Source organism: Novosphingobium aquae (genome assembly GCF_037572715.1).
Lineage (GTDB): Bacteria > Pseudomonadota > Alphaproteobacteria > Sphingomonadales > Sphingomonadaceae > Novosphingobium > Novosphingobium aquae.
Genome location: NZ_JBBHJY010000001.1, coordinates 49,274 through 73,712, shown reverse-complemented (window position 1 = coordinate 73,712; position 24,439 = coordinate 49,274). Strand labels below are relative to the sequence as shown.

The window sequence follows — 24,439 nt, the reverse complement described above, 5'->3', positions numbered from 1 at the left end:
TTTGCGCACTATGGGGGAAATCCTTAGGTTGCCATGGTTGCGATTTCCTTTCCGTGGGCCAGTTTGGCCCGGCGCTTTCGCTGGCGCAGTCAGGTGCTAAGGTCCGCGCCATGTCCGCCGGATTCGCCGCATCATGACCGCACCTGACCCGGCGATTGCCGCGATCAACAGCGACGCGGTGGACTGCGACGCCGATTTCAGCCTGCCTGGCTGGACCTATCACGACGCCGAATTTCACGCCGCCGAGATGGAGCGAGTGATCCGTCCGTCATGGCAGATCGTCTGTCACGACAGCGATCTTCCCGCCCCCGGCGATTTCCAGACGATCTATTATCTGGGCGAAAGCGTGATCGTGATCCGCGGCGACGACGGCCTTGTCCGCGCCTTCACCAACGTCTGCCGCCACCGCGCGATGCGGCTGGTCGAGGGGCCTGCGGGCTGCGCGAAGAAGCTCGTCTGCCCCTATCACGCGTGGACCTATGGCAGCGATGGCAGCCTGCAGAGCGTGCCGATGAAGGCCGACTATCCGGCGCTGCGGCTGGAGGACAATGGCCTCGCCCCCGTGGCGCTCGAGACATGGCAGGGCTTCCACTTCGTTTGCCTGAAACCCTCCGGTTTTCCCACGCCCGCCGAAATGATGGCCCCGTTCGAGGCCGAGATCGCGCCCTACCGCTTTGCCGAAATTCGCCGCATGGCCCCCGTCCGCCACCGCCCGCGCGGAGTGAACTGGAAGACCGTGGGCGACAATTATTCGGACAACCTGCACATCCCGGTCGCGCACGATGGGCTGACCCGGTTGGTCGGCGACTCCTACCGCATCGAGGCGCATGGCTGGGTGGACCGGCTGTCAGGCGAAGTCGCAGTCAGCGAAAAGCAGAATTTCTGGGAGCGCTTTTACGCCGCTTATCTGCCGCACGTGGAGCACTTGCCGGACGAGGCACAGCACCGCTGGCTCTACTTCAAGCTCTGGCCGAACATGGCCTTCGATATCTACGCCGACCAGATCGATTTCATGCAATGGCTGCCCACCGGGCCGACCTCTTGCCTGCTACGTGAGGTCGCCTATGCCCTGCCGGATGAGCGCCGCGAAATGAAGTTGGCGCGCTATGCCAACTGGCGGATCAACCGCATGGTCAATGCCGAGGATACCTGGCTGATTTCCCGCGTGCAGGCAGGGATGGAAAGCCGCAGTTTCACCACCGGGCCGATTGCGACGAGCGAAGTCTGCCTCCGCTCTTTCGCGCGCAAGATCCGCGCGCTGATCCCGCAAGCCCGCCTTTCCCATTCGCCCGCAGCGGGACGGAGCAAAGAATGACCAAGCACTACGACGCCCTGATCATCGGCGGCGGGCACAACGGCCTCACCTGCGCCTTCTACCTCGCCCGCGCCGGGATGCGGGTGCGCGTGCTTGAACGGCGCCATATCGTCGGCGGCGCGGCGGTGACCGAAGAGTTTGCGCCCGGCTTCCGCAACTCGACCGCCAGCTACACGGTCAGCCTGCTGCGGCCGAAGGTGATCGCCGACATGAAGCTGCACGATCACGGCTATCGCGTGGTCGAACGCAAGATTTCCAACTTCTTTCCGCTGGAGAATGATTACCTGAAACTGGGCGGCGGACCCGGCCGGACCGAGGCGGAATTTGCGCGCTTTTCCGCCAGGGACGCCGCGGCCTATCCCGCTTATGACGCGGCGCTGGAAAAGGTCGCCGGCGTGCTGCGTGACCTTTCCTTGCAGGCTCCTCCCAATGTCGGCGGCGGGCTGGCGGCGATTGTCGCGGCGGCGAAGCAGGGCTGGCCGATGGCCAAGCTCGACCTCGCCACCCAGCGCGACCTGCTGGCGATCTTCACCAAGTCCGCGCGCGATTTCCTTGACGGCTGGTTCGAGCATGACGTGGTCAAGACCGCCTTCGCCTTTGACGCGGTGGTCGGCAATTACGCGGGCGTTTCCACCCCCGGATCGGCCTATGTCCTGCTTCACCACGTCTTCGGCGAGGTCAACGGCAAGCTCGGTGCATGGGGCCACGCGGTGGGAGGCATGGGGGCGATCACGCAGGCGATGGCAAAGGCCTGCGAATTGCAGGGCGTGGAGATCAGCCTTGAAACGCCGGTCGAGAAGCTGCTGGTCAGCGGCGGAAAAGCACGCGGCGTGCGGCTCGAAAGCGGCGAGAAGATCGTCGCCCCCATCGTCGCGGCCAATGTCGGCCCGGCGCTGCTCTATCGCCAGATGATCGACGAGGCCGATCTTGATGCCGACTTCAAACAGCGGATCAAGACCTACAAGACCGGATCAGGCACCTTCCGCATGAACGTGGCCTTGTCGGAATTGCCCGATTTCGCCGTCCTACCCGGCAAGGAACAGGCCGAGCACCACACCGCAGGGATCATAATCGCGCCGGGCATGGATTACATGGATCAGGCTTTCATCGACGCGCAGCAGCACGGCTGGTCAAAGAAGCCTATTGTCGAGATCACGATCCCCTCGACAGTCGATGACAGCCTCGCCCCGCCGGGCTGCCATGTCGCCACGTTGTTCTGCCAGCAGTACGATCCCGCGCTGGATTGGGACACCCACCGCGAGACGGCGGCGGATGGGATCATCGATACGATCACCGACCATGCGCCCAACTTCAAGGGCAGCGTCATCGCGCGGCAGATCCACTCTCCGCTCGATCTTGAGCGCAAGTTCGGCCTGATCGGCGGCGACATCTTTCACGGTACGATGGGCATCGACCAGCTGTGGGCCGCGCGCCCGGTGCTGGGCCACGGCGACTATCGCGGCCCCATCAAAGGCCTCTACATGTGCGGCTCAGGCACCCACCCGGGCGGCGGCGTGACCGGCGCGCCGGGGCACAATGCGGCGCAGGCCATCCTTGCCGACCGGCCTCTTATCCGGAAGCTGCTGCGGTCCTGACCCCGCTCCGCCGCGCCAGCCAGTAGAGTGGCAGAGCCATGGCCATCAGCGCCAGGCTCAGCAGGAATATGTCGCGCCCGCCGCCATAGAACAGCCCGGCAGCGAACAGCAAGCCAAGGCCGGCAGCGATGCGCCGCACCTTCAGCACCAGCGCGGTGATGCAGGCAAAGGCATAGATCCAGATGCCCGAATCCGACGTCAGCCGGATCATGAAATCCATCAGCCCTGCCCCGTTGCCCCAGCTCGCCACCAGCATCAGCACGCAGCTGAGCGTACTGGCAAAGGCCAGCGGCTGCCAGGCGACGTCATGCTTGTTGGTTACTGCCAACCAGCCGGGAAGCTGCCCGCTGCGCACCAGTGCGAGTGGCACCTCGCCCTGCATCAGCACCCAGACGTTGAGGCAGCCGACCGTGGAGATCACCGCAAAGGCGGCGACCGCAAGCTTGGCCCAGCCGCCCCACTGCGCGCCGACAAAATCCGCCACTGGCGCGTTCGAAGCGGCCACCACGTCACCCGGCATGCCAAATGTCACGCCTGTGCAAACCACGAGGTACAGCAGGCAGGACAAAACCACACCGATGATCGTCGCGCGCGGGACGTTGCGCTTGGGATTACGCACCCGCTGCGCTGCCAGCGCCGCCGATTCAAAGCCCATGATCGCCGCGAAGGCGAGCGAGCTGGCGTCGAACAAGCGCGAGCCATCGAAGGTTGGTTGTTCATAGCGCGTCAGCTCCCCGCCCCCGGCAAACAGCATTGCTGCGACAATGGCGACCACGGCCAGTAGCGGCACCAGCTTGAGGGCGGTCGTTACCACCTGGAAGCGGCCCGAGGACTTGAGACCCGAGAGGTTGAGCAAGGTCAGCGCCGCGATCAGCACACTTGCCGATATGGCCTGCCGCTGCGGCGTGGCAGCGAGGTCGGGCCAGAAGGTGCCGGCATAGCGCACCGAAGTCAGCGCGATATAGGCATTGGCGCACCAGTAGCTGACCCAGGCGCCAAAGCCCGCGAGCACGCCCGCGACTGGCCCCAGCGTCTCGCCGATCACCGCGATCAGGCCGGGCTCCTCAGGCTTGGCTTCGGCCACGGCGGAGAGCACCATTGCGAGCAGGATTGCTCCGAAGCCGCCGAGTAACCAAGCCCCCACGGCGGTCCAGCCATAGGCCGCAAGTTGGCTTGGCAGGACGAATATGCCCGCCCCGATAACGCCGCCAACTACCAGCGCGGTCGCGGTCCAGAAGCCGAACGGCCTCTTTTCGGTGTCTTCCATCGAAGTCTCCCCGCGTCCCGGCAAGGAGTGCAACACGAAATACGCGGGCTGTCGAGGTAATCCGCCTCAGTCAGGCAGCTTGCAGATATCCACCCAGGTGCCGCCGACCAGTTCGGCCAGCCGCTGCGGAGCGATTTCGACCGACGATGTGTGCGATCCCGCCGCCGGGAACACTGTCTGGTAATCGAGCAAGGACCGGTCACAAACGATAGCCACCGGGTTCGCTAGCCCGAAGGGACAGACGCCGCCGACGGCATGGCCGGTCAGTTCCAGCGTGGCATCGGGATCGAGCATCCGCGGCCGCCCGCCAAGCGCCGCCTTGCACTTGGCATTGTCCAGCCGCGCATCGCCGCGCGCGACGAGCAGCATGGGCGTGTCCCCCACCCGGAAAGCGAGCGACTTGGCAATCCGCCCCGGTTCCACGCCGAGCGCCAGCGCGGCTTCAGCAACGGTGGCCGTGCTCATGCCCTGGTCGATCAGCGCGATGTCAGGCGCGTGTTCGCCCAGCCAAGCGCGTACGGAGGCCTCGCTCATTCGTCAGGATCGCCGAAGCGTCCGAGGTGGAATGCGGCCTTGAGGTATTCCTCAGCAGCCGCTTTCAGCTGCGGTTGCTTGGCAAAGGCATCGGCCGGCAGCGGCGCATGGCCAAGTCCGTCGAGCAGGGTCCACAGCGCAAACTTGCGGCCCTCTTCGCGTTCCAGCTCGAAGCCCAGCCGCAGCCGCTCAACGCCCAGCGAGAAGTCCTCCTGAGTCAGGGTAGATGGATCTTCGGTTGCGAAGAAATGCAGGAACAGCGCGTCGAGGTCCATCGCGTCAGAGCCAGCCGAGCGCGCCTGCGCCCCAGACCGCCGCGCCGCCGATGGCCAGCGCCAGCGCGTAACCCGGCCAGCGCCGCTCGCCATTGCGCTCCCATACCAGCGCAATTTCCGGCAATTGCCGCTGTTCAGGCGCGCCGCCCTTGGCCGGGAAGCGGTCTTCAATCCGCCGCAACAGCTCGGGCAAGCGCAGCAGCGTTTCCGCATCGGTGCGAAGGCGATCTGCCAGCGCCGCCTCGGGGCCAAGCTCGTCGCGAATCCAGTTCGTCACAAAGGGGCCGGATACGTCCCACATATTGATTTCGGGATGGAGCGAAGTGGCCAGCCCTTCGACCATGACCATGGTCTTTTGCAGCAGCAGCAAGTGCGGCTGGACCTGCATATCGAAATCGCGGGTGATGGCGAATAGGCCGTCCAGCATCCCGCCGACCGAAAGCTCGCTCACTGGCTTGCCGCGCATCGGTTCGCCGACCGCGCGAAGAGCCGTAGCGAATTCGTCGATGGAGTGGTGCGAGGGCACGTATTGCGCCTCGAAATGGATCTCGGCAACGCGGCGGTAATTGCCGGTCGTCAGACCATAAAGGATCTCCGCCAGCCACAGCCGCGCGCGGCGGTCGATCCGACCCATGATGCCGAAATCGATCGCGGCAATCGTGCCGTCTGCTTCGACGAACAGGTTACCCTGATGCATGTCGGCATGGAAGAATCCGGCGCTGATCGCTTGCGTCAGGAACGAGAGCACCAGCCGCTGCGCCAGTTCGGGCAGGTCAATCCCGCCGGCACGCAGGGCATCGAGGTTCGACAGCTTGGTGCCGTCGATCCAGGCAATCGTCATGATCGTGCCGCAGGTGCGGTCCCAATCGATGTCGGGCACGCGGTAGCCGGCATAGCCGTTCATCGCATCGGCCAGTTCGGAGGCGGAGGCCGCCTCGCGCCGCAGATCGAGCTCGCGCGAGGTCCAGCGCTTGAAATTGTCGATCACCGCGCGCGGGCGCAGGCGTGTCGCCTCGCCGCCCATCGCCTCAAGGTGCGCGGCGGCCCATTCGTAGGTTTCGATATCGCGGGCGAATTTTTCGCGGATGCCGGGGCGCAGGACCTTTACCGCCACGTGCCGCCCGTCGGTAGTGATCCCGCGGTGCACCTGCGCAACCGATGCCGAGCCGACGGGATCGGTATCGAGCGACAGGAACATCTCGCTCACGGGCTTGCCGAAACCCGCTTCGATCGCCTGTTCGATGACGGCGAACGGCAGTGGCGGAAGGCTGTCCTGCAAGGTCAGCAAGTTGCGCGCGGCCTCTTCGCCGACAAGGTCTGGCCGGGTGGCAAGGCTCTGCCCCAGCTTGATTGCCGCCGGACCGATGGCCTGAAAGGCACCGGCATAGTCAGGCACTTTCGGCTGGAACGTGCCGAGACGCGCCAGCCGCACCAGCCGCTTCACCTGCTTGGGCGCATTGCGATCATTCTCGATCCCGCGCAGCGCCCCGTGCCTGGCCAGCACGCGGCCCCAGCGCAGCAGGCGCAGGATGTGGGTAGCGGGTGAGGTCACGTTGCTAGATCTTCCACCCCGAGTGAATCGCGACCAGCCCGCCAAGGATCGGCTCCACCTTGGTCCGGGCAAAGCCGGCCTCGCGGATCATGGCTTCGAATTCGCGCATCGGTGGGAAGCGGCGGATCGATTCGATCAGGTAGCGATAGGACTCCGCGTCACCGGCGATCTTCTCACCCAGCCACGGCACCAGCTTGTGCGAATAGGCATCGTAGACTTCCTTGAAGCCGGGCCATTCGGTGGTCGAAAATTCGAGGCAATAGAACCGTCCGCCGTGCTTCAGCACACGGTGCGCCTCGGCCAGCGCCTTGTCGATGCGGGTGACGTTGCGGATGCCGAAAGCGATGGTGTAGGCATCGAAGAAGCGGTCCGGGAAGGTCAGTTCCTCGGCATTCTGGCGCGACCAGACGAGATCATCGAAACCGCGCTCCATCGCGCGTTCGATGCCGACATCGAGCATGTCCTGGTTGATGTCGGACACGGTGACTGTCGCCCCGCGCTCGGCCATGCGAAAGGCAATGTCGCCGGTGCCGCCCGCCATGTCGAGGATCTGCTCACCCTCGCGCGGTTTGACCCGGCGGACGAACTGATCCTTCCACAATCGGTGCATCCCGCCCGACATGGCGTCGTTCATCACATCATACTTCTTCGCCACCGCAGAGAAAACCGCGCCAACACGGGCGGTCTTTTCCTCGATGGGCACGTCTTCGTAGCCGAAGGAAACCTGATCATTCATGCGCCGTGCCTTAGGGGAGTTTGTCGCTCAGGCAAAGGCTGTTAGGTGTAGGAAATATGCCTGAATTGCCCGAAGTCGAAACCACCGTGCGCGGCCTTGCCCGCTATCTCGAGGGCGAGCGCATCGCCCGCGTGACGCTCAACCGCGCCGACCTGCGCCGGCCATTTCCGGAAGGGCTTGTACAAAGCCTGACCGGCGCAACCGTCACCTCGCTGGGCCGGCGGGCGAAATATGGCCTGATCCATACCGACCGCGAACAGACCATGGTGTTCCACCTCGGCATGAGCGGGCGCTGGCGGATCGAGCCGGAAACGCCGGACAAGCACGACCATCTGGTGCTGGAGACAGGCAGCGGCCACATGCTGGCGCTGAATGACGCACGCCGGTTCGGCTCAGTCGACATGGTATTTACGCCAGGCCTTTATCAATGGCCTGCCTTCGCCGCGCTTGGCCCAGAACCTCTGGGCGAGGACCTGACCGCCCAGCACCTTGCCGCCGCGTTCAAAGGCCGCGCCGCACCGGTGAAGCCGCTGCTGCTCGACCAGAGAATCGTTGCGGGCCTTGGCAATATCTATGTCTGCGAAGCCCTGCTGCGCGCCGGCATCCGGCCCGACAAGGCTGCAGGGGCAATCAGCCGCAAGGCGATTGACCGGCTGGTGCCCGAGATTAAGGCCGTGCTTTCCGAATCGATCGAGGCGGGCGGATCGACGATTCGAGACTACGCCCAGCCCAACGGCGAACTCGGCTATTTCGCGGCAAACTGGCGGGTCTATGGCCGCGAGGCACAGCCCTGCCGGCATTGCGGCACCCCGGTACAACGCATGGTGCAAGGCGGGCGCAGCACGTTCTGGTGTGCCAAATGCCAGAAATGAAGCATGGTTTGGCAAGACTCCCGCTTGACGATTCGGGGGCCGCTCGCTAAGGGCCGCGCTTTCCCGGCGGGCTTCGGTTCGCCTTCCTTGCAGTTTTTCCAGCATTCCGGCTGCTCCGGCGGCCCCCAGAAGACGAGAGTCAGACACACATGGCCAATACGCCGCAAGCCAAGAAGCGCATCCGTCGCAATGAAAAGCGTGCCGAAATCAACGGCAACCGCATCGGTCGTATCCGTACCTTCGTGAAGAAGGTCGAATCGGCGATCGCCGGCGGCGACAAGACCGCTGCTGCGGACGCTCTCAAGGCGGCACAGCCTGAACTGGCTCGCGGCGTTGCCCGCGGCGTGCTTCACAAGAACACTGCCAGCCGCAAGCTGTCGCGTCTGACCAAGGCCGTTTCGGGCCTCTGATCCGGCCTGCGCCGCGGCCTTGTCCGCGCGTACCGAAACAGACCAAAATTCGATCAAGGCCGGGGCCAAAACCCCGGCCTTTTCGTTTGCCCGCAGAAGGCGTCACAAGACCGCCATGAAAGTGCTTGAATTCTTGTGATTCGGGGTCCGATAGAGCCAAAATCGACGTAATTCAGCCAGTTTCAATTGTTACAGTTGCATTTCAGCGGGTCCTTCAGAGTCAAGGCGATTATTATTATTTTTTGGCTTTATCCCCCCTTGCCCTGAAGGCCGTCACCGAGTTTAATCCTGCTTGTCTGACGGAGAGATTCTCTCTTTCCGAAGGGCCCACAGATTCGGAACGAGACTGCATGAACGCTTGGGGCAAGCTGCCTCAACGGTCGTCGGTTTGTGTCCGGACGCCCGGTCGCTGGGGAGCCCGGGCACGTTACCTTCGGGGGAGGGTGCGGTCTCTGTGTCGCAATGGGGTGGGGGCAGCGCGCTTTTCGCGATGGTCCAGTATGTTATTATGAGTGGAGACCAGGCCGTGAAGGGCAAAGCAAACGGATCGCGCATCGAAGACCAAGACGCGCTCGATCTGGCCGCCGACTGGGCGGATATCAGCCAGGGTCTGCGCAAGGACCTGGGTCACCAGCTTCACAGCCAGTGGATCAAGCCGATTCAGGTCGGCACCTTTTGCAAGGAAACCGGCACGCTGGACCTGTTCTTGCCGACCGAATTTTCCGCCAACTGGGTGTCCGACCGCTTTGCCGACCGGCTCTCGCTGGCTTGGAAGATCGCCCGGCCCGACGTGCGCCACGTGCGTGTTGCCGTACACCCCGGCCGCCGCGGCATGCCCGACCTGCGCCTCGGCGATTTGCGCCGCCCGGCCAATGACGGCGCGCCTTCGGGTTTGATGCCGCAGGGCGGCCAGCTCTCGATGGCGAGCGGCGATTTCGGCGGAATGGCCAATGATGCGCTCGGCCTCGGCACGATGGGCCTCGATCCGTCGCTGACCTTTACAAGCTTCGTCACTGGCGGCTCGAACGTGCTGGCCTGCAACGCAGCACAGCGCATGGCGGCCACCGAAACGCCGCAGTTCGCGCCGCTCTATCTCAAGGCGGCGACCGGTCAGGGCAAGACTCACCTGCTCCACGCCATCGGTCACGCCTTCCTCGCCACGCATCCGCGGGCGCGCATCTTCTACTGCTCTGCCGAACGGTTCATGGTCGAATTCGTCCAGGCGCTGCGTCAGGGCCAGATGATCGAGTTCAAGTCGCGCCTGCGCGGGTTTGACCTGCTGATGGTCGATGACATCCAGTTCATCATCGGCAAGGCTTCGGCCCAGGAAGAGCTGCTTTACACGATCGATGCCCTGCTTGCCGAAGGTAAGCGGCTGGTCTTCGCCGCCGACCGCGCCCCGCAGGCGCTCGACGGAGTCGAACAGCGCCTGCTCTCGCGCCTGTCGATGGGGCTTGTCGCGGACATCATGCCCGCCGACATCGAACTGCGCCGCTCGATCCTCGAACATCGCCTCGCGCGCTTCTCCTCGCCAACCGAAGTGCCTTCGGACGTCATCGAATTCCTTGCCCGCACGATCAACCGCAACGTGCGCGAGCTGGTGGGCGGACTGAACAAGCTGATCGCCTATGCCCAGCTGACCGGACAGGCCGTTTCGCTGCAACTGGCAGAGGAACAGCTCACCGACATCCTCTCGGCCAACCGCCGCCGCATCACCATCGATGAAATCCAGCGCACGGTCTGCCAGTTCTACCGCGTCGACCGCACCGAAATGGCCAGCAAGCGCCGCGCCCGAGCGGTCGTCCGTCCACGCCAGGTGGCGATGTACCTCGCCAAGGTCCTTACGCCGCGCTCGTACCCGGAAATCGGCCGCAAGTTCGGCGGGCGTGACCACTCGACCGTGATCCACGCGGTGCGCCTGATCGAAGACCTGCGCACCCGCGACGCCGATATGGACGGCGACGTTCGTTCGCTGCTGCGCCAGCTCGAAAGCTAAGCCGTAATCGCCAGTTCCACCGGATCGAGCCCGTCGATCCCGCCATGCAGGCTGTCGCCCGGAACCACCGGGCCGACACCCGCTGGCGTGCCGGTGTAGATCAGGTCGCCTGCTTGCAGGTGATAATACTTTGACAGGTCTGCGATCAGGTCGGGCACGCTCCACACCAGATCGGCAAGCGTCTGGTCCTGCCGGACCTCGCCATTGACGCTGAGCCAGATGCGCTGATCGGCAAGTCCGCAAAACTCCGCCGCGCGCGTGATCGGCGCGATGATCGCCGCGTTTTCAAAGTCCTTGCCAGTATCCCACGGCCGGCGCTTGTCCTTCGCCGCGTTCTGCAAATCGCGCCGCGTCATGTCGAGCCCGCAGGCATAGCCGAAGACATGGTCCATCGCGCGGACCGGGGCAATTTCGAAACCGGGAGCGCCGATAGCGACGACCAGTTCCATCTCGTGATGCAGGTCCGCCGTGCCCGGCGCATATGGCACGCTTGCCCCAGACAGCGTCAGCGCCGCCGGGCTCTTGGTGAAATAGAACGGCGCCTCGCGATCAGCCGTGGTGCCCATTTCCTGTGCGTGGGCTTCGTAATTCCGCCCGACGCAGAAAATCCGGTACACCGGGAACCGCGCATCGGTTCCGCGCACCGGCACGGCAAGAATGGCGGGCAGGTTGAACAGAAGATCAGGCATCGCTTTTCCCTGGAACAGAGCCCCTTCGCTGCCCCCTGCCCTGCGCCCTGTCAATCCCGACCTGACAAGTGCTCCGTTCCCCTCTAGGCTGCGCGCCATGCCCTTCACCGACTCCCCAATGCTCGAACATATCAACCAGCCGGTCATGCTGCTGGAGGATGACATCGTCCGCTTTGCCAATGCGGCGGCGCGCGCCATTCTGGGCGGCCATGTCGTAGGGCAGGACGTGCGCATCGCGGTGCGCATTCCGCAGGCCCTGGCCGTAATCGCCGCACCGCAGGGCGGATCGGCGCGAATCGAGGGACTTTCGGGGCGCGGCAGCCAGTGGGACCTTGCCTGCCATCCGCTGAGCGCGCGCCGCAAGATGGTGGTGCTGGAAGACCTGTCGGTCCGCGTCAGCGTTGCCCGCGCCCACGCCGATTTCGTCGCCAATGCCAGCCACGAACTGCGCACGCCGCTCGCCGCGGTCTTGGGCTACGTCGAGACGCTGGAGGATGACAAGGCCGGCGGTGATCCCGATACGCGCAAGCGTTTCCTTGGCATCATCCGGCACGAGGCGCAGCGGATGCGGGCGCTGGTCGAGGACCTGATGTCTCTCTCGCGGATTGAAGCGGTCAAGCACGACGCGCCGACCGATCCGGTGGATATTGCCGCGCTGGTGCGCGAGGCAGCGGGCGAAGTCCAAGACCGCGCCAAGGTGGTGATTACCGGCAATGGCGACAGCGCCATTGTCGCCGGTGATCGCGGCCAGCTGGCGCAGGTGCTCCGCAACCTCGTCGATAACGCAATCAAATATGGCAAGGCCGACAGCCCCGTGCGGATCGAGGTTGATAACAGCGGTTCGGGCCGGATCGCCATTTCCATCTCCGACGACGGCGAAGGCATTGCCCCTGAACACCTGCCGCGCCTGACCGAGCGCTTTTACCGAGTAGATGCCGGGCGCAGCCGCGCCGCGGGCGGCACCGGGCTGGGCCTTGCCATCGTCAAGCACATTGCCGAGCGCCATCGCGGCTGGTTCGATATTTCCAGCCGGCCAGGCCAGGGCACCACGGCAACGGTCATTTTGCCGCTAAAAAAAGAAATTTCACCCTCTGAATGACGACGGAACTCACGGATTTCTGTGACTTTTGGCATTGTCACAAGACTGTCACGGAAGCGCAATATCTCTACCGGCGATTCGCAAGAAAGGTTCCCAAAATGCGCTTTAAGACGCTGGCATTTGCCGCCATTTCCTCAGCCGCTCTCACCGCCTGTGGCGGCGGTGGCTCATCCTCCAGCCGTGATGCCGCTTGGGCTGTCGGCTCCTCGACGCTTTACCCCTTCGCCTCGGCTGTTGCGGAAGAGACGGCCAAGTCAGGCGTCAAGGCCCCCAAGGTCGAACAGAACGGCACGGGCGCAGGCATCAAGCTGTTCTGCGCCGGCGTTGGCGCAACCCATCCCGATATCGCCAATGCCTCGCGCCAGATCAAGAAGTCCGAGTATGAGGACTGCCTGAAGAATGGCGTCAAGGACATCGCCGAAATCCAGATCGGCATTGACGGCATCGCCTTTGCCGAGGCCAAGGAAGGCCCGGCGATGAAGCTCACGCCAGCAGATGTCTACAAGGCGCTGGCAGCCAATCCCTTTGGCAAGCCCAACACTGCCAAGAACTGGAATGAAGTGAACCCCGCCCTCCCGGCGATTCCGATCCTCGTCTATGGTCCGCCCTCCACCTCGGGCACCCGCGACGCGCTGGCCGAGCTGATCCTGACCAAGGGCTGTGACAGCGATCCGGCGATGAAGGCGCTGAAGGAAAAGGACAAGGACGCCCATAAGAAGACCTGCACCGAAGTCCGCGAAGACGGCGCCTATGTCGATTCGGGCGAGGCAGATAACCTGATCGTCCAGAAGATCGCCGCCAACCCCAAGGCCATCGGCATTTTCGGATTCTCCTTCCTTGAAGAGAACACGGACAAGCTGAAGGGCGTACCGATGAGCGGCATCGACCCGACCTATGCCACCATCTCGGACTTCTCCTATCCCGGTGCCCGCCCGCTCTACATCTATGTAAAGCTGGCGCACCTGAACGCCATTCCCGGCCTCAAGGAATTCGTCGCCGCCTGGGCCAAGTCGTGGGGTCCTGATGGCCTGCTGAAGAGCAAGGGCATGGTCATCTCGCCAGAGGATGTTCGCACGAAGAACGCCGAACTTGCCGCCAAGCTTTCGCCAATGGACGCCTCGGGCCTCAAGTAAGACCGATGCATCCGGCAATAGTCTTGGCAATGATCCTTGCACTCGGGGGCGTGTCCTGGTGGACCGCGCGCTCCCGGGCGCAAGCCCTGTACACGGGCCGCGGCTCGCTGAAGGCCATGCCCAATTACCATGGCTGGCACATGGCCCTGTGGGTGCTGGTGCCCGCCCTGCTGGGCTGGGCCGTGTGGAATGGCGTCGCCCCCGGCCTCGTCCGCAGCGCGCTGCTCGCCGATCCCGCCGCCTCGATCCTGCCCGCGATGGACATGGAACGCGACGCCATCGTCAACGAAGCGCTGGCCGCCGCGCGCAATGGCGGCTTTGGTGCCTTCCGGCCAGAGACGGCACAGCTTGTGCCTGCTGCGACATCCATCTTGTCCCGCTTCGACCTGATCGGCGCGGCGCTAGTTGCCGTGCTGGCCTTCGCTGGCGGCGCTTTCGGCTTCACCCGCGTGCGGGCTGATTTCCCGGCGCGCACCCGCGTGGAGCGCGGCGTGCTCGGATTGCTGCTCGCGGCAAGCTCGGTCGCCATCCTCACGACTGTCGGCATCATCGGATCGCTGATCTTCGAGGCAGGCCGGTTCTTCACCTTTGTCAGTCCGATCGACTTCCTGTTCGGAACCAACTGGAACCCCGATCCCTTCGCTCCGATCACGCCCGAAATCGGCGAGAAGCTGGGCGCATTGCCGCTTTTCTGGGGCACGCTGTTCATCGGGGCAGTGATCGCCATGATCGTCGCAGTGCCGCTCGGCCTGATGAGCGCGATCTTCCTCACCCAATATGCCAGCCCCCGGTTTCGCCGCTGGGCCAAACCGATTCTCGAAATTCTCGCCGGCGTTCCGACCGTGGTCTACGGCTATTTCGCCGCGCTCACCGTTGCGCCGTTGATCCGCGATTTCGGCACGGTCATCGGCATTGGCAACCCGACGACCGAAAGCGCGCTTGCCGCCGGCCTTGTCATGGGCGTGATGATCGTGCCGTTCGTCTCCTCTATGGCAGATGATGCCATTACTGCCGTGCCGCAATCGATGCGCGATGGCAGCCTGGCGATGGGCGCGACCACATCGGAAACGATTAAGAAAGTGCTGATCCCCGCAGCCCTCCCCGGCATCGTTGCCGGCGTGATGCTGGCGATCAGCCGCGCCATCGGGGAAACGATGATCGTGTTCATGGCCGCCGGTGCCGCCGCGCGCCTGTCCGCCAATCCGTTCGAATCGATGACCACGGTGACCTACCAGATCGCCCGCCTGCTGACCGGCGACGGCGATTTCAGCCACCCGTCCACCCTCTCCGCCTTTGCGCTAGGGCTGGTGCTGTTTGTCGTCACCCTCATGCTCAACATCGTCGCGCTTCGCGTCGTCAAGAAGTACCGGGAAGCGTATGACTGAGCCCGCCCTCCCCCCTCAGGTGTCAACGTGGAACAGTCCGGAAATGGCGAAGCGGCTGCAAGGCCGCTACGCCGCCGAACGCCGCTTCAAGGCGATTGGCGCAGGCGCGGTCGCACTCAGCCTGTCGTTCCTCGCTTTCCTGCTGTTCATCATGCTGCGCGACGGTCTCGGCGGGATCGATTGGGCGTTCCTGACCGGTTCCGATTCGACCGACGCGGACACCGCAGGGATCTGGGGCGCGTTCAAGGGATCGCTGCTGACCATGGGCGTCACGCTGGCGCTGTCGTTTCCGCTTGGCGTGCTGGCAGCAGTCTATCTCGAACAGTTCGCGCCGCGCAACCGCTGGGTCGACTGGATTGAAGTGTCGATCAACAACCTTGCCGCCGTGCCCTCGATCATCTTCGGCCTGCTCGGCCTTGCCGTGTTCATTCAGGTGATGGGCCTGCCGCGAAGTTCGGCGCTCGTCGGCGGCATGACCCTGGCGCTGATGACCATGCCGGTCATCGTCATCGCCGGACGCAACGCGATCAAGGCCGTGCCGCCGTCAATCAAGGACGCCGCGCTGGCCGTCGGCGCAAGCCCGGTTCAGGCCGTCTTCCACCACGTTCTGCCGCTCGCGCTGCCGGGCATCCTCACCGGCACGATCATCGGCATGGCCCGCGCGCTGGGCGAAACCGCGCCGCTGCTGATCATCGGCATGCGCGTCTTCGCCGCCGCTCCGCCCGAGGGGGTGACCGATACGGCAACGGTGCTGCCGATGCAGATCTTCCTGTGGTCCGATGAAATCGACCAGGCCTTCGTGCAGAACACGTCGGCCGCGATCATCGTGCTGCTGGCCTTCCTGCTCGCGATGAACGGGCTGGCCATCTACCTCCGCAACCGCTTCGAAACACGCTGGTAAACATGACCGAAACCAACCGAATTTCCGCCCGCAACGTCAAGGTCTTCTATGGCGAGAAGCAGGCGATCAACGATGTCTCGATCGACATCGCCAGCGAGCACGTGACTGCCTTCATCGGCCCATCGGGCTGCGGCAAGAGCACCTTCTTGCGCGTGCTCAACCGCATGAACGACACGATACCCGGCTGCCGGGTGACGGGCGAGATCAAGCTTGATGGTCAGGACATCTACGGCCCCGACATGGACGTGGTCCAACTGCGCGCCCGCGTCGGCATGGTGTTCCAGAAGCCGAACCCGTTCCCCAAGTCGATCTATGAAAACGTCGCCTATGGCCCGCGCATCCACGGCCTTGCCAATGGCAAGACCGAGATGGACGCCATCGTCGAAAAGTCGCTGCGCCGCGCCGGGCTGTGGGACGAGGTCAAGGACCGCCTGACCGACGCCGGCACCGCGCTTTCGGGCGGCCAGCAGCAACGCCTGTGCATCGCCCGCGCCATCGCCGTCAGCCCCGAAGTGATCCTGATGGACGAGCCGTGCTCCGCGCTCGACCCGATCGCCACCGCGCGCATCGAGGAGCTGATTGACGATCTAAAAGGCCGCTACGCCATCGTCATCGTCACCCACTCGATGCAGCAGGCCGCGCGCGTTTCGCAGCGCACCGCGTTTTTCCACCTCGGCACAATGGTCGAATATGGCCCGACCGAGCAGATCTTCACCAATCCGCGCGAAGTGCGCACCAAGGATTATATTACCGGACGGTACGGGTAAGGAACCGCAGAGATGGCCGAACATACAGTCAAGGCATTCGACACCGAGATCGGGCAACTGCGCGGACTGATCGCCGAAATGGGCGGCATTGCCGAAGTGATGATCCGCGATGCGGTCGATGCGCTCGCCAACCATGACGAGGCACTGGGCCTCGAAGTGATCGAAACCGACGCCCGGCTCGACGCGCTTGAGGCCGAGGTGGATCGTCTCGCCGTACGCGTTATCGCGCTGCGCGCGCCGATGGCCGACGATCTGCGCGACGTGATCGCCGCGCTCAAGATCTCGGGCGTGGTCGAACGCATCGGCGACTATGCCAAGAACATCGCCAAGCGCGTCACCGAGATGGAGCACAGCAAGAAGCTGGGTCCTTTGACGCTGGTTCCCGCGATGGCCGACATCGCGCAGGGCATGGTCCGCGACGTGCTCAACGCCTATGGCGCACGGGATGCTGACCTTGCCGTCGAAGTGATCAAGCGCGACGAAAAGCTCGACAATTTCTACGACAGCCTGTTCCGCAACCTCGTCGCGCACATGATGGAAAGTCCATCGACCATCAGCAGCGCCGCACACCTGCTGTTCGTCGCCCGCAACCTTGAACGCATTGGCGACCATGCGACGAACGTGGCCGAAATGGTCTATTTCGCTGCGACCGGGCTCTACTATTCGGAACGCGAAGGCGGAAAGAAAGACATCTGATGAAAGCTTCAGTGCTAATTGTCGAAGACGATCCGGCACTGTCCGAACTGATCGTCTGGCACTTCGCCAACGAGGGTTGCAAGGTGCGCGTTACCGCCGATGGCGAGGAAGCGCTCGAACTGGTGCGCGAGGATATTCCCGATCTCATCGTCCTCGACTGGATGATCGAGAACGTGCCCGGGATCGAGGTCTGCCGCCAATTGCGCAAGGCCAAGGAAACCGCCACCGTCCCGGTCATCATGCTTACCGCCCGCGGCGAGGAGGAAGACCGGATTCGCGGCCTCAAGACCGGCGCCGACGATTACGTGACCAAGCCTTTCAGCCCCCGCGAACTGCTCGCCCGCGCCGAGGCGCTGCTCCGCCGCAGCCGTCCGGCGTTGACAGGCTCGTTGCTGATCCACGGCGATATCGAGCTTGATCCCGCCGCCCACCGCGTGCGCCGCGGCGGTGAGGCACTACATCTGGGGCCAACCGAGTTCCGCCTGCTGCGCCACTTCATGGAACGCCCGGGCCGCGTCCACTCGCGCGCACAATTGCTCGATGCGGTCTGGGGCCAGGATGCCGAGATCGACGAACGCACGGTCGACGTCCACATCCGCCGCTTGCGCATCGCCATTGCCGTGGCGGGCAAGGAAGACCCGATCCGCACCGTCCGCTCGGCCGGATACGCGCTGGGCGACTAACTCCCGTCGGTAATCAGGGTGCCGCCATCGACCACGAGGTTGTGGCCGGTGACGAAAGCCCCTGCGCTCGAGGCAAGGAACACTGCCGCCCCCGCCACTTCCTGGGGGTTGCCCGGCCGCCGCAACGGCGTCTGGGCCATGCGCCGCGCCATGAAGGCCTCGTCGGCCAGCAGCGGCGCTGACAGTTCGGTGGCGATGAAGCCGGGCGACACCGCATTCACCCGCACGTTCCTTGGCCCCCATTCGACCGCAAGATTGCGTGCCAGCTGCGCCACCCCTGCCTTGGCGAGCGCATAGGCATTGATCCGTCCATTGCCGCGCAGGCCCGAAAGGCTGGCGATCAGTACCGCCGCTCCGCCGCCGCGCGCCGCGATATGCGGCAGGGCGAGGCCGGTCAGCACGACCTGACTGCGCAGGTTGATCGCCATGACCCGCGCGTAATCGTCCATGTCGATATCGGCGAACGGCCCCGCCTGCCCGGTGATCCCGGCGTTGCAGACAAGCACGTCGATGCCGCCCAGCTCGGCGAGTGCAAAGTCCACCAGCCGCGCCAGCGCCGCATCGTCGGCCACGTCGCAGGCGATCCCCGGCTGGCCGAGTTCCGCCGCCGCGCGGGCGGTGTCCTCAGCATCCTCGCTGGAAATGACCACCCGCGCGCCTTGCGCCACCAGCGCCTCGGCAATTGCGCGGCCAATGCCCCGCGTGGAGCCTGTAACGATCGCGCTTTTGCCGGACAGGTCGAACATCAGTGCGGCTTGTCTTCCGGCAGCGGCACGCCATTATGCAGATAGGCCGGCGCCTCGATCAGCACGAAGGCAATCCGGCAGACCTTGTCGCTGGTATTGCGCCAAAGATGGTTCGTCCCGCGCTGGACGATGATGCCGCCCTGCCCGATTGTCCGCTTGGCGCCGTCTTCCAGCTCAAGCTCGATCTCGCCTTCCATCACGATGCCGTAATCGATCGAATTGGTGCGGTGCATCGGACTTTCCTTGCCCGGCAGCATATCAACGACGCGGATCACCGATCCCTGATTGAGCGTGAGGCCCGCATCACGCTCGCGCCCGTCGGTTTCGTCGTTGTTATCCGCCGGGACGGTCGCCGTCGTCCAGACCAGCAGGAATGAAGCATCGCCAGAGGGGATCATCTTCGTCGGCGTGACGTCTTCGGATTTGAAGATCGCGCGGCCCTTCGCGTCGTGACCGGTGACGACTCGCTGGACCGGAGGCAATCCTGAATCGCTCATCCGGCTCACGCCGGCACGACCTTCTGGTCGATCGCACCAAACGGCGTGGCGCCATCGGCGGTGCGGGCTTCCATGCGGACAGTGTCGCCGAACTTCATGAATTCGGTCTTCGCCCCGCCCTCATCGACAATCTCGATCCCGCGCCGCTCGGCGATGCAGGACGAACCGACTTCGCGGAAGTTTTCGTTCGATACCGTACCCGAACCGATCACCGTGCCCGCCACCAGATCGCGCGTGCGGGCAGCGTGGGCGACGAGGGCGTCGAAGCCATAGCCCATCGCCTTGCCATGCGCGTCGCCGAACTGCTTGCCGTTCCAGTGAACCCGCAGGTTCATGTTCGGCTGGAAGTCCTGCCAACCGTCACCCAGTTCATCAGGGGTCACGGCAAACGGCGCCATCGAGCACGGCGGCTTGGCCTGCACCCAGCCGAAGCCGGTCTTCATTTCGGGGCCGGCCAGCGCGCGAAGTGACCAGTCGTTGATCTGCACGACAAGGCGGATGTGCTTGGCGGCATCGACGACGCTGGTGCCCATCGGCACGGCATCGGTAATGATCCCGAATTCGCCCTCGAAGTCGATGCCAAGCGCCTCGTCGGCCATGCGCACGTCTTCGGTAGGGGCGTAGAACTTGTTCGACACGCCCTGGTACATCAGCGGCCAGTCGACCGCCGGCTTGTCGATGCCGATCACCTTGTCCATCAGCGCGCCGTGGCTGGCATAGACCGATCCGTCGAGCCACTGCCAGGCGCGCGGCAGCGGGGCCATGACCTGCGCCATATCCAGCGCTTCGGGATAGTCAGTGACGGCGGCAAGCTGCGCGGCGACCGCGTCCCAGTTTTCCAGCGCTTCCTGCAAGGTCTTGACCGGCGCCGGCGCACAGGAAGTGCCGTCCGGCGATACCACCACCAGCCGCCCGTCGCGGGTGCCGTCGTTCAATGTTGCAAGGCGCATTCGCATGTCTCCCGATTAGCTTTGCCCAATGGCTTTGATCGCCGGTTAAGGCCTCACCGGGCCGAGAACAACGGAATAGGATCGATACCAACCCATCGACACTATGCGATGGTCGCGCGGGGTGCCTTGGGGCATTGGCGGACCCAACAGACAGCAAATTTGGGGAGTATCATGGCAATCTGGCTCAAGCGCGGCGCGACCGCTGAGGCGAAGGCTGACGCCGACCGCAAGGTCCGCGACATTGTCGAGGCGGCACTGGCGGACATCGAGAAACGCGGCGATGCTGCGGTGCGCGAGATGAGCAACAATTTCGATGGCTGGGACCGCGAGGACTACCGGCTCAGCCAGTCCGAAATCGACCGCTGCGTTGACAGCCTGACCCCGCAAGAACGCAAGGACATCGAGTTCGCGCAGACGCAGGTGCGGAACTTCGCGCAGATCCAGCGCGCATCGATGCAGGACGTCGAGGTTGAGACCCTGCCCGGCGTGGTGCTGGGCCACAAGCACGTGCCGATCAACGCCGCCGGCTGCTATGTTCCGGGCGGCAAGTACCCGCTGCTGGCTTCTGCGCACATGAGCGTGATCACCGCCAAGGTCGCCGGGGTTTCCCGCGTCATCACCTGCGCGCCGCCGTTCCAGGGCACTTTCGCCCGCGCCATCGTGGCGGCGCAGGCCATGGCCGGAGCCGACGCGATCTACGCGCTCGGCGGCATTCAGGCGGTCGGCGCGATGGCGCTGGGGACCGAGACGATCGATCCGGTCGATATCCTCGTCGGCCCGGGCAACGCCTTCGTTGCCGAGGCCAAGCGCCAGTTGTTCGGCCGCGTCGGCATCGATCTGTTCGCCGGCCCAACCGAGACGCTGATCATCGCTGACGAGATCGGCTGCGACCCGGAAATGGCCGCGACCGATATCCTCGGCCAGGTCGAGCATGGTCCGGACTCGCCCGGCGTGCTGCTGACCAACTCCGAAAAGTTCGCCCGCGCCACCATGGCCGAGATCGAACGCCTGCTGCAGATCCTCCCCACCGCCGACCATGCCCGCAAGGCGTGGGAGAACTTTGGCGAAGTGATCGTCGCGGACAGCTATGAGGAAATGGTGGCAATCGCAGACGACATCGCCAGCGAGCACGTGCAGGTGATGACGCAGGACCCCGATTACTTTCTGCAGAACATGACCAATTATGGCGCGCTGTTCCTCGGCAACCGCACGAACGTATCCTACGGCGACAAGGTCATCGGCACCAACCATACCCTGCCGACGAAGAAGTCGGCGCGCTATACCGGCGGGCTGTGGGTCGGCAAGTTCCTCAAGACCTGCACGTACCAGAAGGTGTTGACTGACGAGGCGAGCACGCTGATCGGCGAATACTGCAGCCGTCTCTGCGCGCTCGAAGGCTTTGCCGGCCACGGCGAACAAGCCAACATCCGCGTGCGCCGGTTCGGCGGGCGCAACGTCCCCTATGCCGGACAAGCCGAGCCGAGCGAGCTGACGCGGGCATGAGCCTGCCGGTAACACCCAGCTTCCGCCTCGATGGCCGGCGCGCGCTGGTCACCGGTGCGGGACGCGGGATCGGGCTGGCTGCGGCGAAGGCGCTGGCTGACGCCGGGGCCGAGGTAACGCTCGCCGCGCGCACCGCGAGCGAGATCGAGGCCGCTGCCGAGGCGATCGGTCAAGGCGCGAAGGCCGAGGTGCTCGACGTGTCCGACCTCGCCGCAGTCGCCGCCTTCTTTGCCGCGCAGGAACCGTTCCACGTCCTCGTCAACAACGCCGGGACCAACCGTCCCAAGCCAATGTGGCAAGTGAGCGAAGACGATTACGACGCGGTCTTCGACCTCAACGTGAAGAGCGCTTTCTTCGTGGCGCAGGCCTGCGCGCGGCGGATGATTGAGAGTGGCACGCCGGGCAGCCTGATCCATATGGGCAGCCAGATGGGCCATGTCGGCGGGCCAAACCGCAGTCTCTATTGCGGCAGCAAATGGGCGCTCGAGGGCATGAACAAGGCCTTCGCGCTCGACCTCGCGTCCTATGGCATCCGCTCGAACACCATCGCGCCGACCTTCATCGCAACCCCGATGACCGCGCCGATGTTCGAGGACGAGGGCTTCAAGGCGAGCGTGCTGGCCAAGATCAAGCTCGGCCGCATCGGCACACCCGAAGACCTGATGGGCGCGGTGCTGTTTCTGGCGTCTGACGCCTCCGCGATGATGACCGGCACCAGCATGATCGTCGACGGCGGCTGGACCGCAGATTGAGGGAAAACAGCATGGGCCAGTTCCTCCGCAATTGCTGGTACATGGCTGGCTGGAGCCATGAATTCGGCGAAGTGCCGCTGCGCCGCAAGCTGCTGGGCGATCCGCTCGCGCTGTACCGAAAGCAGAACGGCAGCGTCGCCGCGCTGCTTGATCGCTGCCCGCACCGCTTCGCGCCGCTCTCGCTGGGCACGCGCGAGGGTGATGCGCTGGTCTGCCCCTACCACGGCCTGACTTTCGACGCCGGCGGCACCTGCATCCGCAACCCCTATTCCGAGACGCTGCCCAAGGGCGCCAGCGTCCGCAGCTTTGCCACCGCCGAGCGCGATGGCATCGTGTGGTTCTGGGCGGGCGATGCTGCAGCGGCGGACCCGGCCGCAATCCCCGATTTCGCGATGCTCGAAGTCCCCGGCCACGGCGCGCCGCTCAGCGGGTGCACGGTGATGACTGCGCCCTACGAGATGGGCATCGATAACCTGCTCGACCTCTCGCACATTGAATGGGTGCACAAGGGCAGCTTCGCCGGCAACGGCGTGATCTTCTCCGGCGAACACAGCCTGAAGCAGGACGGCAAGCGGCTGCATTCGAACTGGTGGATGACCGATGTCGCCGCCCCGCCGCATACCTTCGGCCTCTACGATCCGGCTATGCGCTGCGACCACTGGCTCGAAATGCGCTGGGATGCTCCCGCCGCGATGTACCTGCAGGTCGGCGCCTGCCCGCAGGGCGCAGACCGCGAGGATAACCCCGTAGTGGCGCACCAAGCGCATATCCTGACGCCCGAGAGCGCGACCTCAACGCACTATTTCTGGGCGACCACGCGCGGTTTCCCACCCTCCGAAGATGGCGACGCCATGCTGCGTTCGCTATTCGGACAGGCCTTCGATCTTGAGGACAAGCCGATCATCGAGGCGACTTTCGCCAATATGGACGGGCACGATTTCTGGGACCTGAAGCCCGCCTATCTCGGCATCGATGCCGGCGGCACGACCGCGCGGCGCATCCTTGCCAAGCTGATCGCCGCCGAGACCTCAGACTGATGCCGGAATTCACGTTCCACCACGGCGGCGTATCAGTGCCCAGCCTAGACGAGGCGATCGCATGGTATGGCCGCGTGCTGGGTTTTGCCGAGGAAAAGCGCTTCTATATCCCCCCTGCCCGCGCCCATGCGGCGATGATCCGCAAGGGGCCGCTGCGCTTCGAACTTTTCGAACCCGAGGACGGCAATCCCCTCCCCGAAGGCCGCAGCCACCCGCCGAGCGACATCCGCACCCATGGCAACAAGCATGTCGCCTTCCGCGTCGAAAGCCTTGACGCCTTCATCGCGGAAATGGCCGAGAAGGGCGTGGACGTGCCCTTCGTGGTACGCGAAGAGTTCGGCAAGGGCTGCTTCATCCGTGACTGCGCGGGCAACCTGATCGAATTTCTCGAGGAACCGGACGCATGATTTTTCATAGTGCTGATGCCCAGCCGGTGTTTGAACGATACGAAGCCCGCGCCGCCGCCGATGCTGCCCGCCAGAAGGAACTGGGGCCGGCCGTCCTTGCCGTGCGCGACGAATTCCTGCTGCCGGTCGGCAAGGAAGTGGGGGCGCTGCTCCATGCGCTGATCATCGCCCGCCGCCCGCGCCGGGTGCTCGAACTTGGCACGAGCTATGGCTATTCCACGCTGTTCCTCGCCGATGCAGCCAAGGCTGTCGGGGCGGAGGTCGTGACGATGGAACTGGCCGATTACAAACAGGCCCACGCGCGCGCCGAACTGGCCGATGCAGGCCTCGCCGATGTCGTCGAGTTCCACTGCGGCGACGCACTGCAATTGCTCGCCGCCGATCCGGGACCGTGGGATTTCGTCCTGCTCGACATCTGGAAGGAACTGTACCTTCCCTGTCTTGAGGCGGTCTATCCCAAGCTGTCCGAGGAAGGCGTGATCGCTTCGGACAACATCATCGATCCCGCCATGTGGCGCGAGGATGTGCGCCGCTTCCGCGCGGCGCTCCACGCCAAGCCGAACCTGCAATCGGTGCTGCTGCCAGTGGGCAGCGGGATCGAGCTCTCGGTCAAGTGGAGCGCCGGCAACCCGAAGCTCTGAC

26 protein-coding genes are annotated in these 24,439 nt (G+C 64.5%); 17 read left to right on the top strand and 9 right to left on the bottom strand.

Annotation, left to right across the window (positions count from 1 at the left end):
- The first annotated feature begins 133 nt into the window (after positions 1-133).
- Both WG900_RS00370 and WG900_RS00365 read left to right on the top strand, forming a co-directional pair.
- Positions 134-1,315: an aromatic ring-hydroxylating oxygenase subunit alpha gene (locus tag WG900_RS00370; RefSeq protein WP_339963898.1), complete on the top strand. Its 1,182-nt coding sequence runs from the start codon at positions 134-136 to the stop codon at positions 1,313-1,315.
- On the top strand, positions 1,312-2,910 hold the full coding sequence (locus WG900_RS00365) for a phytoene desaturase family protein (protein WP_339963897.1): 1,599 nt from the start codon (positions 1,312-1,314) through the stop codon (positions 2,908-2,910). Before WG900_RS00370 ends, WG900_RS00365 begins: the two co-directional genes overlap by 4 nt.
- Here WG900_RS00365 and WG900_RS00360 read toward each other — a convergent pair.
- The 5 genes from WG900_RS00360 to WG900_RS00340 form a co-directional block, all read right to left on the bottom strand.
- Positions 2,885-4,177, bottom strand: coding sequence for an APC family permease (locus tag WG900_RS00360; RefSeq protein ID WP_339963896.1), 1,293 nt, complete (start codon positions 4,175-4,177; stop codon positions 2,885-2,887). The genes WG900_RS00365 and WG900_RS00360 overlap by 26 nt on opposite strands.
- A 66-nt stretch (positions 4,178-4,243) precedes the next feature.
- Positions 4,244-4,711 carry a YbaK/EbsC family protein gene (locus WG900_RS00355; RefSeq protein WP_339963895.1) on the bottom strand — a complete coding sequence of 156 codons (468 nt, stop codon included), beginning with the start codon at positions 4,709-4,711 and terminating at the stop codon, positions 4,244-4,246.
- Positions 4,708-4,986 carry a hypothetical protein gene (locus WG900_RS00350; protein ID WP_339963894.1) on the bottom strand — a complete coding sequence of 93 codons (279 nt, stop codon included), beginning with the start codon at positions 4,984-4,986 and terminating at the stop codon, positions 4,708-4,710. The genes WG900_RS00355 and WG900_RS00350 overlap by 4 nt, the downstream gene beginning before the upstream one ends.
- A 4-nt stretch (positions 4,987-4,990) precedes the next feature.
- A complete protein-coding gene (ubiB, locus tag WG900_RS00345; protein ID WP_339963893.1) occupies positions 4,991-6,538 on the bottom strand; it encodes a 2-polyprenylphenol 6-hydroxylase in 1,548 nt (515 codons plus the stop codon).
- A gap of 4 nt (positions 6,539-6,542) precedes the next feature.
- Positions 6,543-7,274 (bottom strand): class I SAM-dependent methyltransferase, encoded by a 732-nt coding sequence (locus WG900_RS00340; RefSeq protein WP_339963892.1) that lies wholly within the window; start codon positions 7,272-7,274, stop codon positions 6,543-6,545.
- A 56-nt stretch (positions 7,275-7,330) separates the two neighbouring features.
- On the opposite strand from WG900_RS00340, the gene mutM reads away from it, so the two are divergent.
- From mutM to dnaA, 3 genes are all read left to right on the top strand, one after another.
- The gene (gene mutM / locus WG900_RS00335; protein ID WP_339963891.1) at positions 7,331-8,146 is read left to right on the top strand and encodes a bifunctional DNA-formamidopyrimidine glycosylase/DNA-(apurinic or apyrimidinic site) lyase; all 816 of its coding nucleotides are present in this window, start codon (positions 7,331-7,333) and stop codon (positions 8,144-8,146) included.
- A 149-nt stretch (positions 8,147-8,295) separates the two neighbouring features.
- Entirely contained in the window at positions 8,296-8,556 is a 261-nt protein-coding gene (gene rpsT / locus WG900_RS00330; RefSeq protein ID WP_310534535.1) for a 30S ribosomal protein S20, read from the top strand.
- A 526-nt stretch (positions 8,557-9,082) separates the two neighbouring features.
- Positions 9,083-10,552, top strand: a complete 1,470-nt coding sequence (gene dnaA / locus WG900_RS00325) for a chromosomal replication initiator protein DnaA (protein WP_339963890.1) — start codon at positions 9,083-9,085, stop codon at positions 10,550-10,552.
- Here the strand turns inward: dnaA and WG900_RS00320 are convergent.
- Positions 10,549-11,241, bottom strand: a complete 693-nt coding sequence (locus WG900_RS00320) for a fumarylacetoacetate hydrolase family protein (protein ID WP_339963889.1) — start codon at positions 11,239-11,241, stop codon at positions 10,549-10,551. The two genes, dnaA and WG900_RS00320, sit on opposite strands and share 4 nt — an antisense overlap.
- Positions 11,242-11,338: 97 nt before the next feature.
- Here WG900_RS00320 and WG900_RS00315 point away from each other — a divergent pair, with 97 nt between their 5' ends.
- The 7 genes from WG900_RS00315 to phoB all read left to right on the top strand — a co-directional run bounded on the left by WG900_RS00315 (position 11,339) and on the right by phoB (position 17,905).
- Entirely contained in the window at positions 11,339-12,340 is a 1,002-nt protein-coding gene (locus WG900_RS00315; RefSeq protein ID WP_339963888.1) for a sensor histidine kinase, read from the top strand.
- A gap of 98 nt (positions 12,341-12,438) precedes the next feature.
- Positions 12,439-13,473: a substrate-binding domain-containing protein gene (locus tag WG900_RS00310; protein WP_339963887.1), complete on the top strand. Its 1,035-nt coding sequence runs from the start codon at positions 12,439-12,441 to the stop codon at positions 13,471-13,473.
- 5 nt (positions 13,474-13,478) lie between these two features.
- Positions 13,479-14,858, top strand: a complete 1,380-nt coding sequence (gene pstC / locus WG900_RS00305) for a phosphate ABC transporter permease subunit PstC (RefSeq protein WP_339963886.1) — start codon at positions 13,479-13,481, stop codon at positions 14,856-14,858.
- A 43-nt stretch (positions 14,859-14,901) separates the two neighbouring features.
- Entirely contained in the window at positions 14,902-15,759 is an 858-nt protein-coding gene (gene pstA, locus WG900_RS00300; RefSeq protein WP_417596599.1) for a phosphate ABC transporter permease PstA, read from the top strand.
- A 2-nt stretch (positions 15,760-15,761) separates the two neighbouring features.
- The gene (gene pstB / locus WG900_RS00295; protein WP_339963884.1) at positions 15,762-16,526 is read left to right on the top strand and encodes a phosphate ABC transporter ATP-binding protein PstB; all 765 of its coding nucleotides are present in this window, start codon (positions 15,762-15,764) and stop codon (positions 16,524-16,526) included.
- A gap of 12 nt (positions 16,527-16,538) precedes the next feature.
- Complete coding sequence (gene phoU / locus WG900_RS00290) at positions 16,539-17,222, top strand: phosphate signaling complex protein PhoU (protein WP_339963883.1); 684 nt, start codon at positions 16,539-16,541, stop codon at positions 17,220-17,222.
- Positions 17,222-17,905, top strand: coding sequence for a phosphate regulon transcriptional regulator PhoB (gene phoB / locus WG900_RS00285; protein WP_417596596.1), 684 nt, complete (start codon positions 17,222-17,224; stop codon positions 17,903-17,905). The genes phoU and phoB overlap by 1 nt, the downstream gene beginning before the upstream one ends.
- Here phoB and WG900_RS00280 read toward each other — a convergent pair.
- From WG900_RS00280 to WG900_RS00270, 3 genes are read right to left on the bottom strand one after another with little or no spacing between them, the layout of a single operon-like run.
- Complete coding sequence (locus tag WG900_RS00280) at positions 17,902-18,651, bottom strand: SDR family NAD(P)-dependent oxidoreductase (RefSeq protein ID WP_339963882.1); 750 nt, start codon at positions 18,649-18,651, stop codon at positions 17,902-17,904. The two genes, phoB and WG900_RS00280, sit on opposite strands and share 4 nt — an antisense overlap.
- Positions 18,651-19,148 carry a cupin domain-containing protein gene (locus WG900_RS00275; RefSeq protein WP_339963881.1) on the bottom strand — a complete coding sequence of 166 codons (498 nt, stop codon included), beginning with the start codon at positions 19,146-19,148 and terminating at the stop codon, positions 18,651-18,653. Before WG900_RS00275 ends, WG900_RS00280 begins: the two co-directional genes overlap by 1 nt.
- Positions 19,149-19,153: 5 nt before the next feature.
- The gene (locus WG900_RS00270; protein WP_339963880.1) at positions 19,154-20,098 is read right to left on the bottom strand and encodes a fumarylacetoacetate hydrolase family protein; all 945 of its coding nucleotides are present in this window, start codon (positions 20,096-20,098) and stop codon (positions 19,154-19,156) included.
- 171 nt (positions 20,099-20,269) lie between these two features.
- Between WG900_RS00270 and hisD the strand changes: the two genes are divergently transcribed.
- From hisD to WG900_RS00245, 5 genes are read left to right on the top strand one after another with little or no spacing between them, the layout of a single operon-like run.
- Positions 20,270-21,601 (top strand): histidinol dehydrogenase, encoded by a 1,332-nt coding sequence (hisD, locus tag WG900_RS00265; RefSeq protein WP_339963879.1) that lies wholly within the window; start codon positions 20,270-20,272, stop codon positions 21,599-21,601.
- The gene (locus WG900_RS00260; protein WP_339963878.1) at positions 21,598-22,353 is read left to right on the top strand and encodes an SDR family NAD(P)-dependent oxidoreductase; all 756 of its coding nucleotides are present in this window, start codon (positions 21,598-21,600) and stop codon (positions 22,351-22,353) included. Before hisD ends, WG900_RS00260 begins: the two co-directional genes overlap by 4 nt.
- 11 nt (positions 22,354-22,364) lie before the next feature.
- The gene (locus WG900_RS00255) at positions 22,365-23,390 is read left to right on the top strand and encodes an aromatic ring-hydroxylating dioxygenase subunit alpha (protein ID WP_339963877.1); all 1,026 of its coding nucleotides are present in this window, start codon (positions 22,365-22,367) and stop codon (positions 23,388-23,390) included.
- On the top strand, positions 23,390-23,797 hold the full coding sequence (locus WG900_RS00250; RefSeq protein ID WP_339963876.1) for a VOC family protein: 408 nt from the start codon (positions 23,390-23,392) through the stop codon (positions 23,795-23,797). Before WG900_RS00255 ends, WG900_RS00250 begins: the two co-directional genes overlap by 1 nt.
- Positions 23,794-24,438 (top strand): O-methyltransferase, encoded by a 645-nt coding sequence (locus tag WG900_RS00245; RefSeq protein WP_339963875.1) that lies wholly within the window; start codon positions 23,794-23,796, stop codon positions 24,436-24,438. Before WG900_RS00250 ends, WG900_RS00245 begins: the two co-directional genes overlap by 4 nt.
- Position 24,439: the final 1 nt, after the last annotated feature.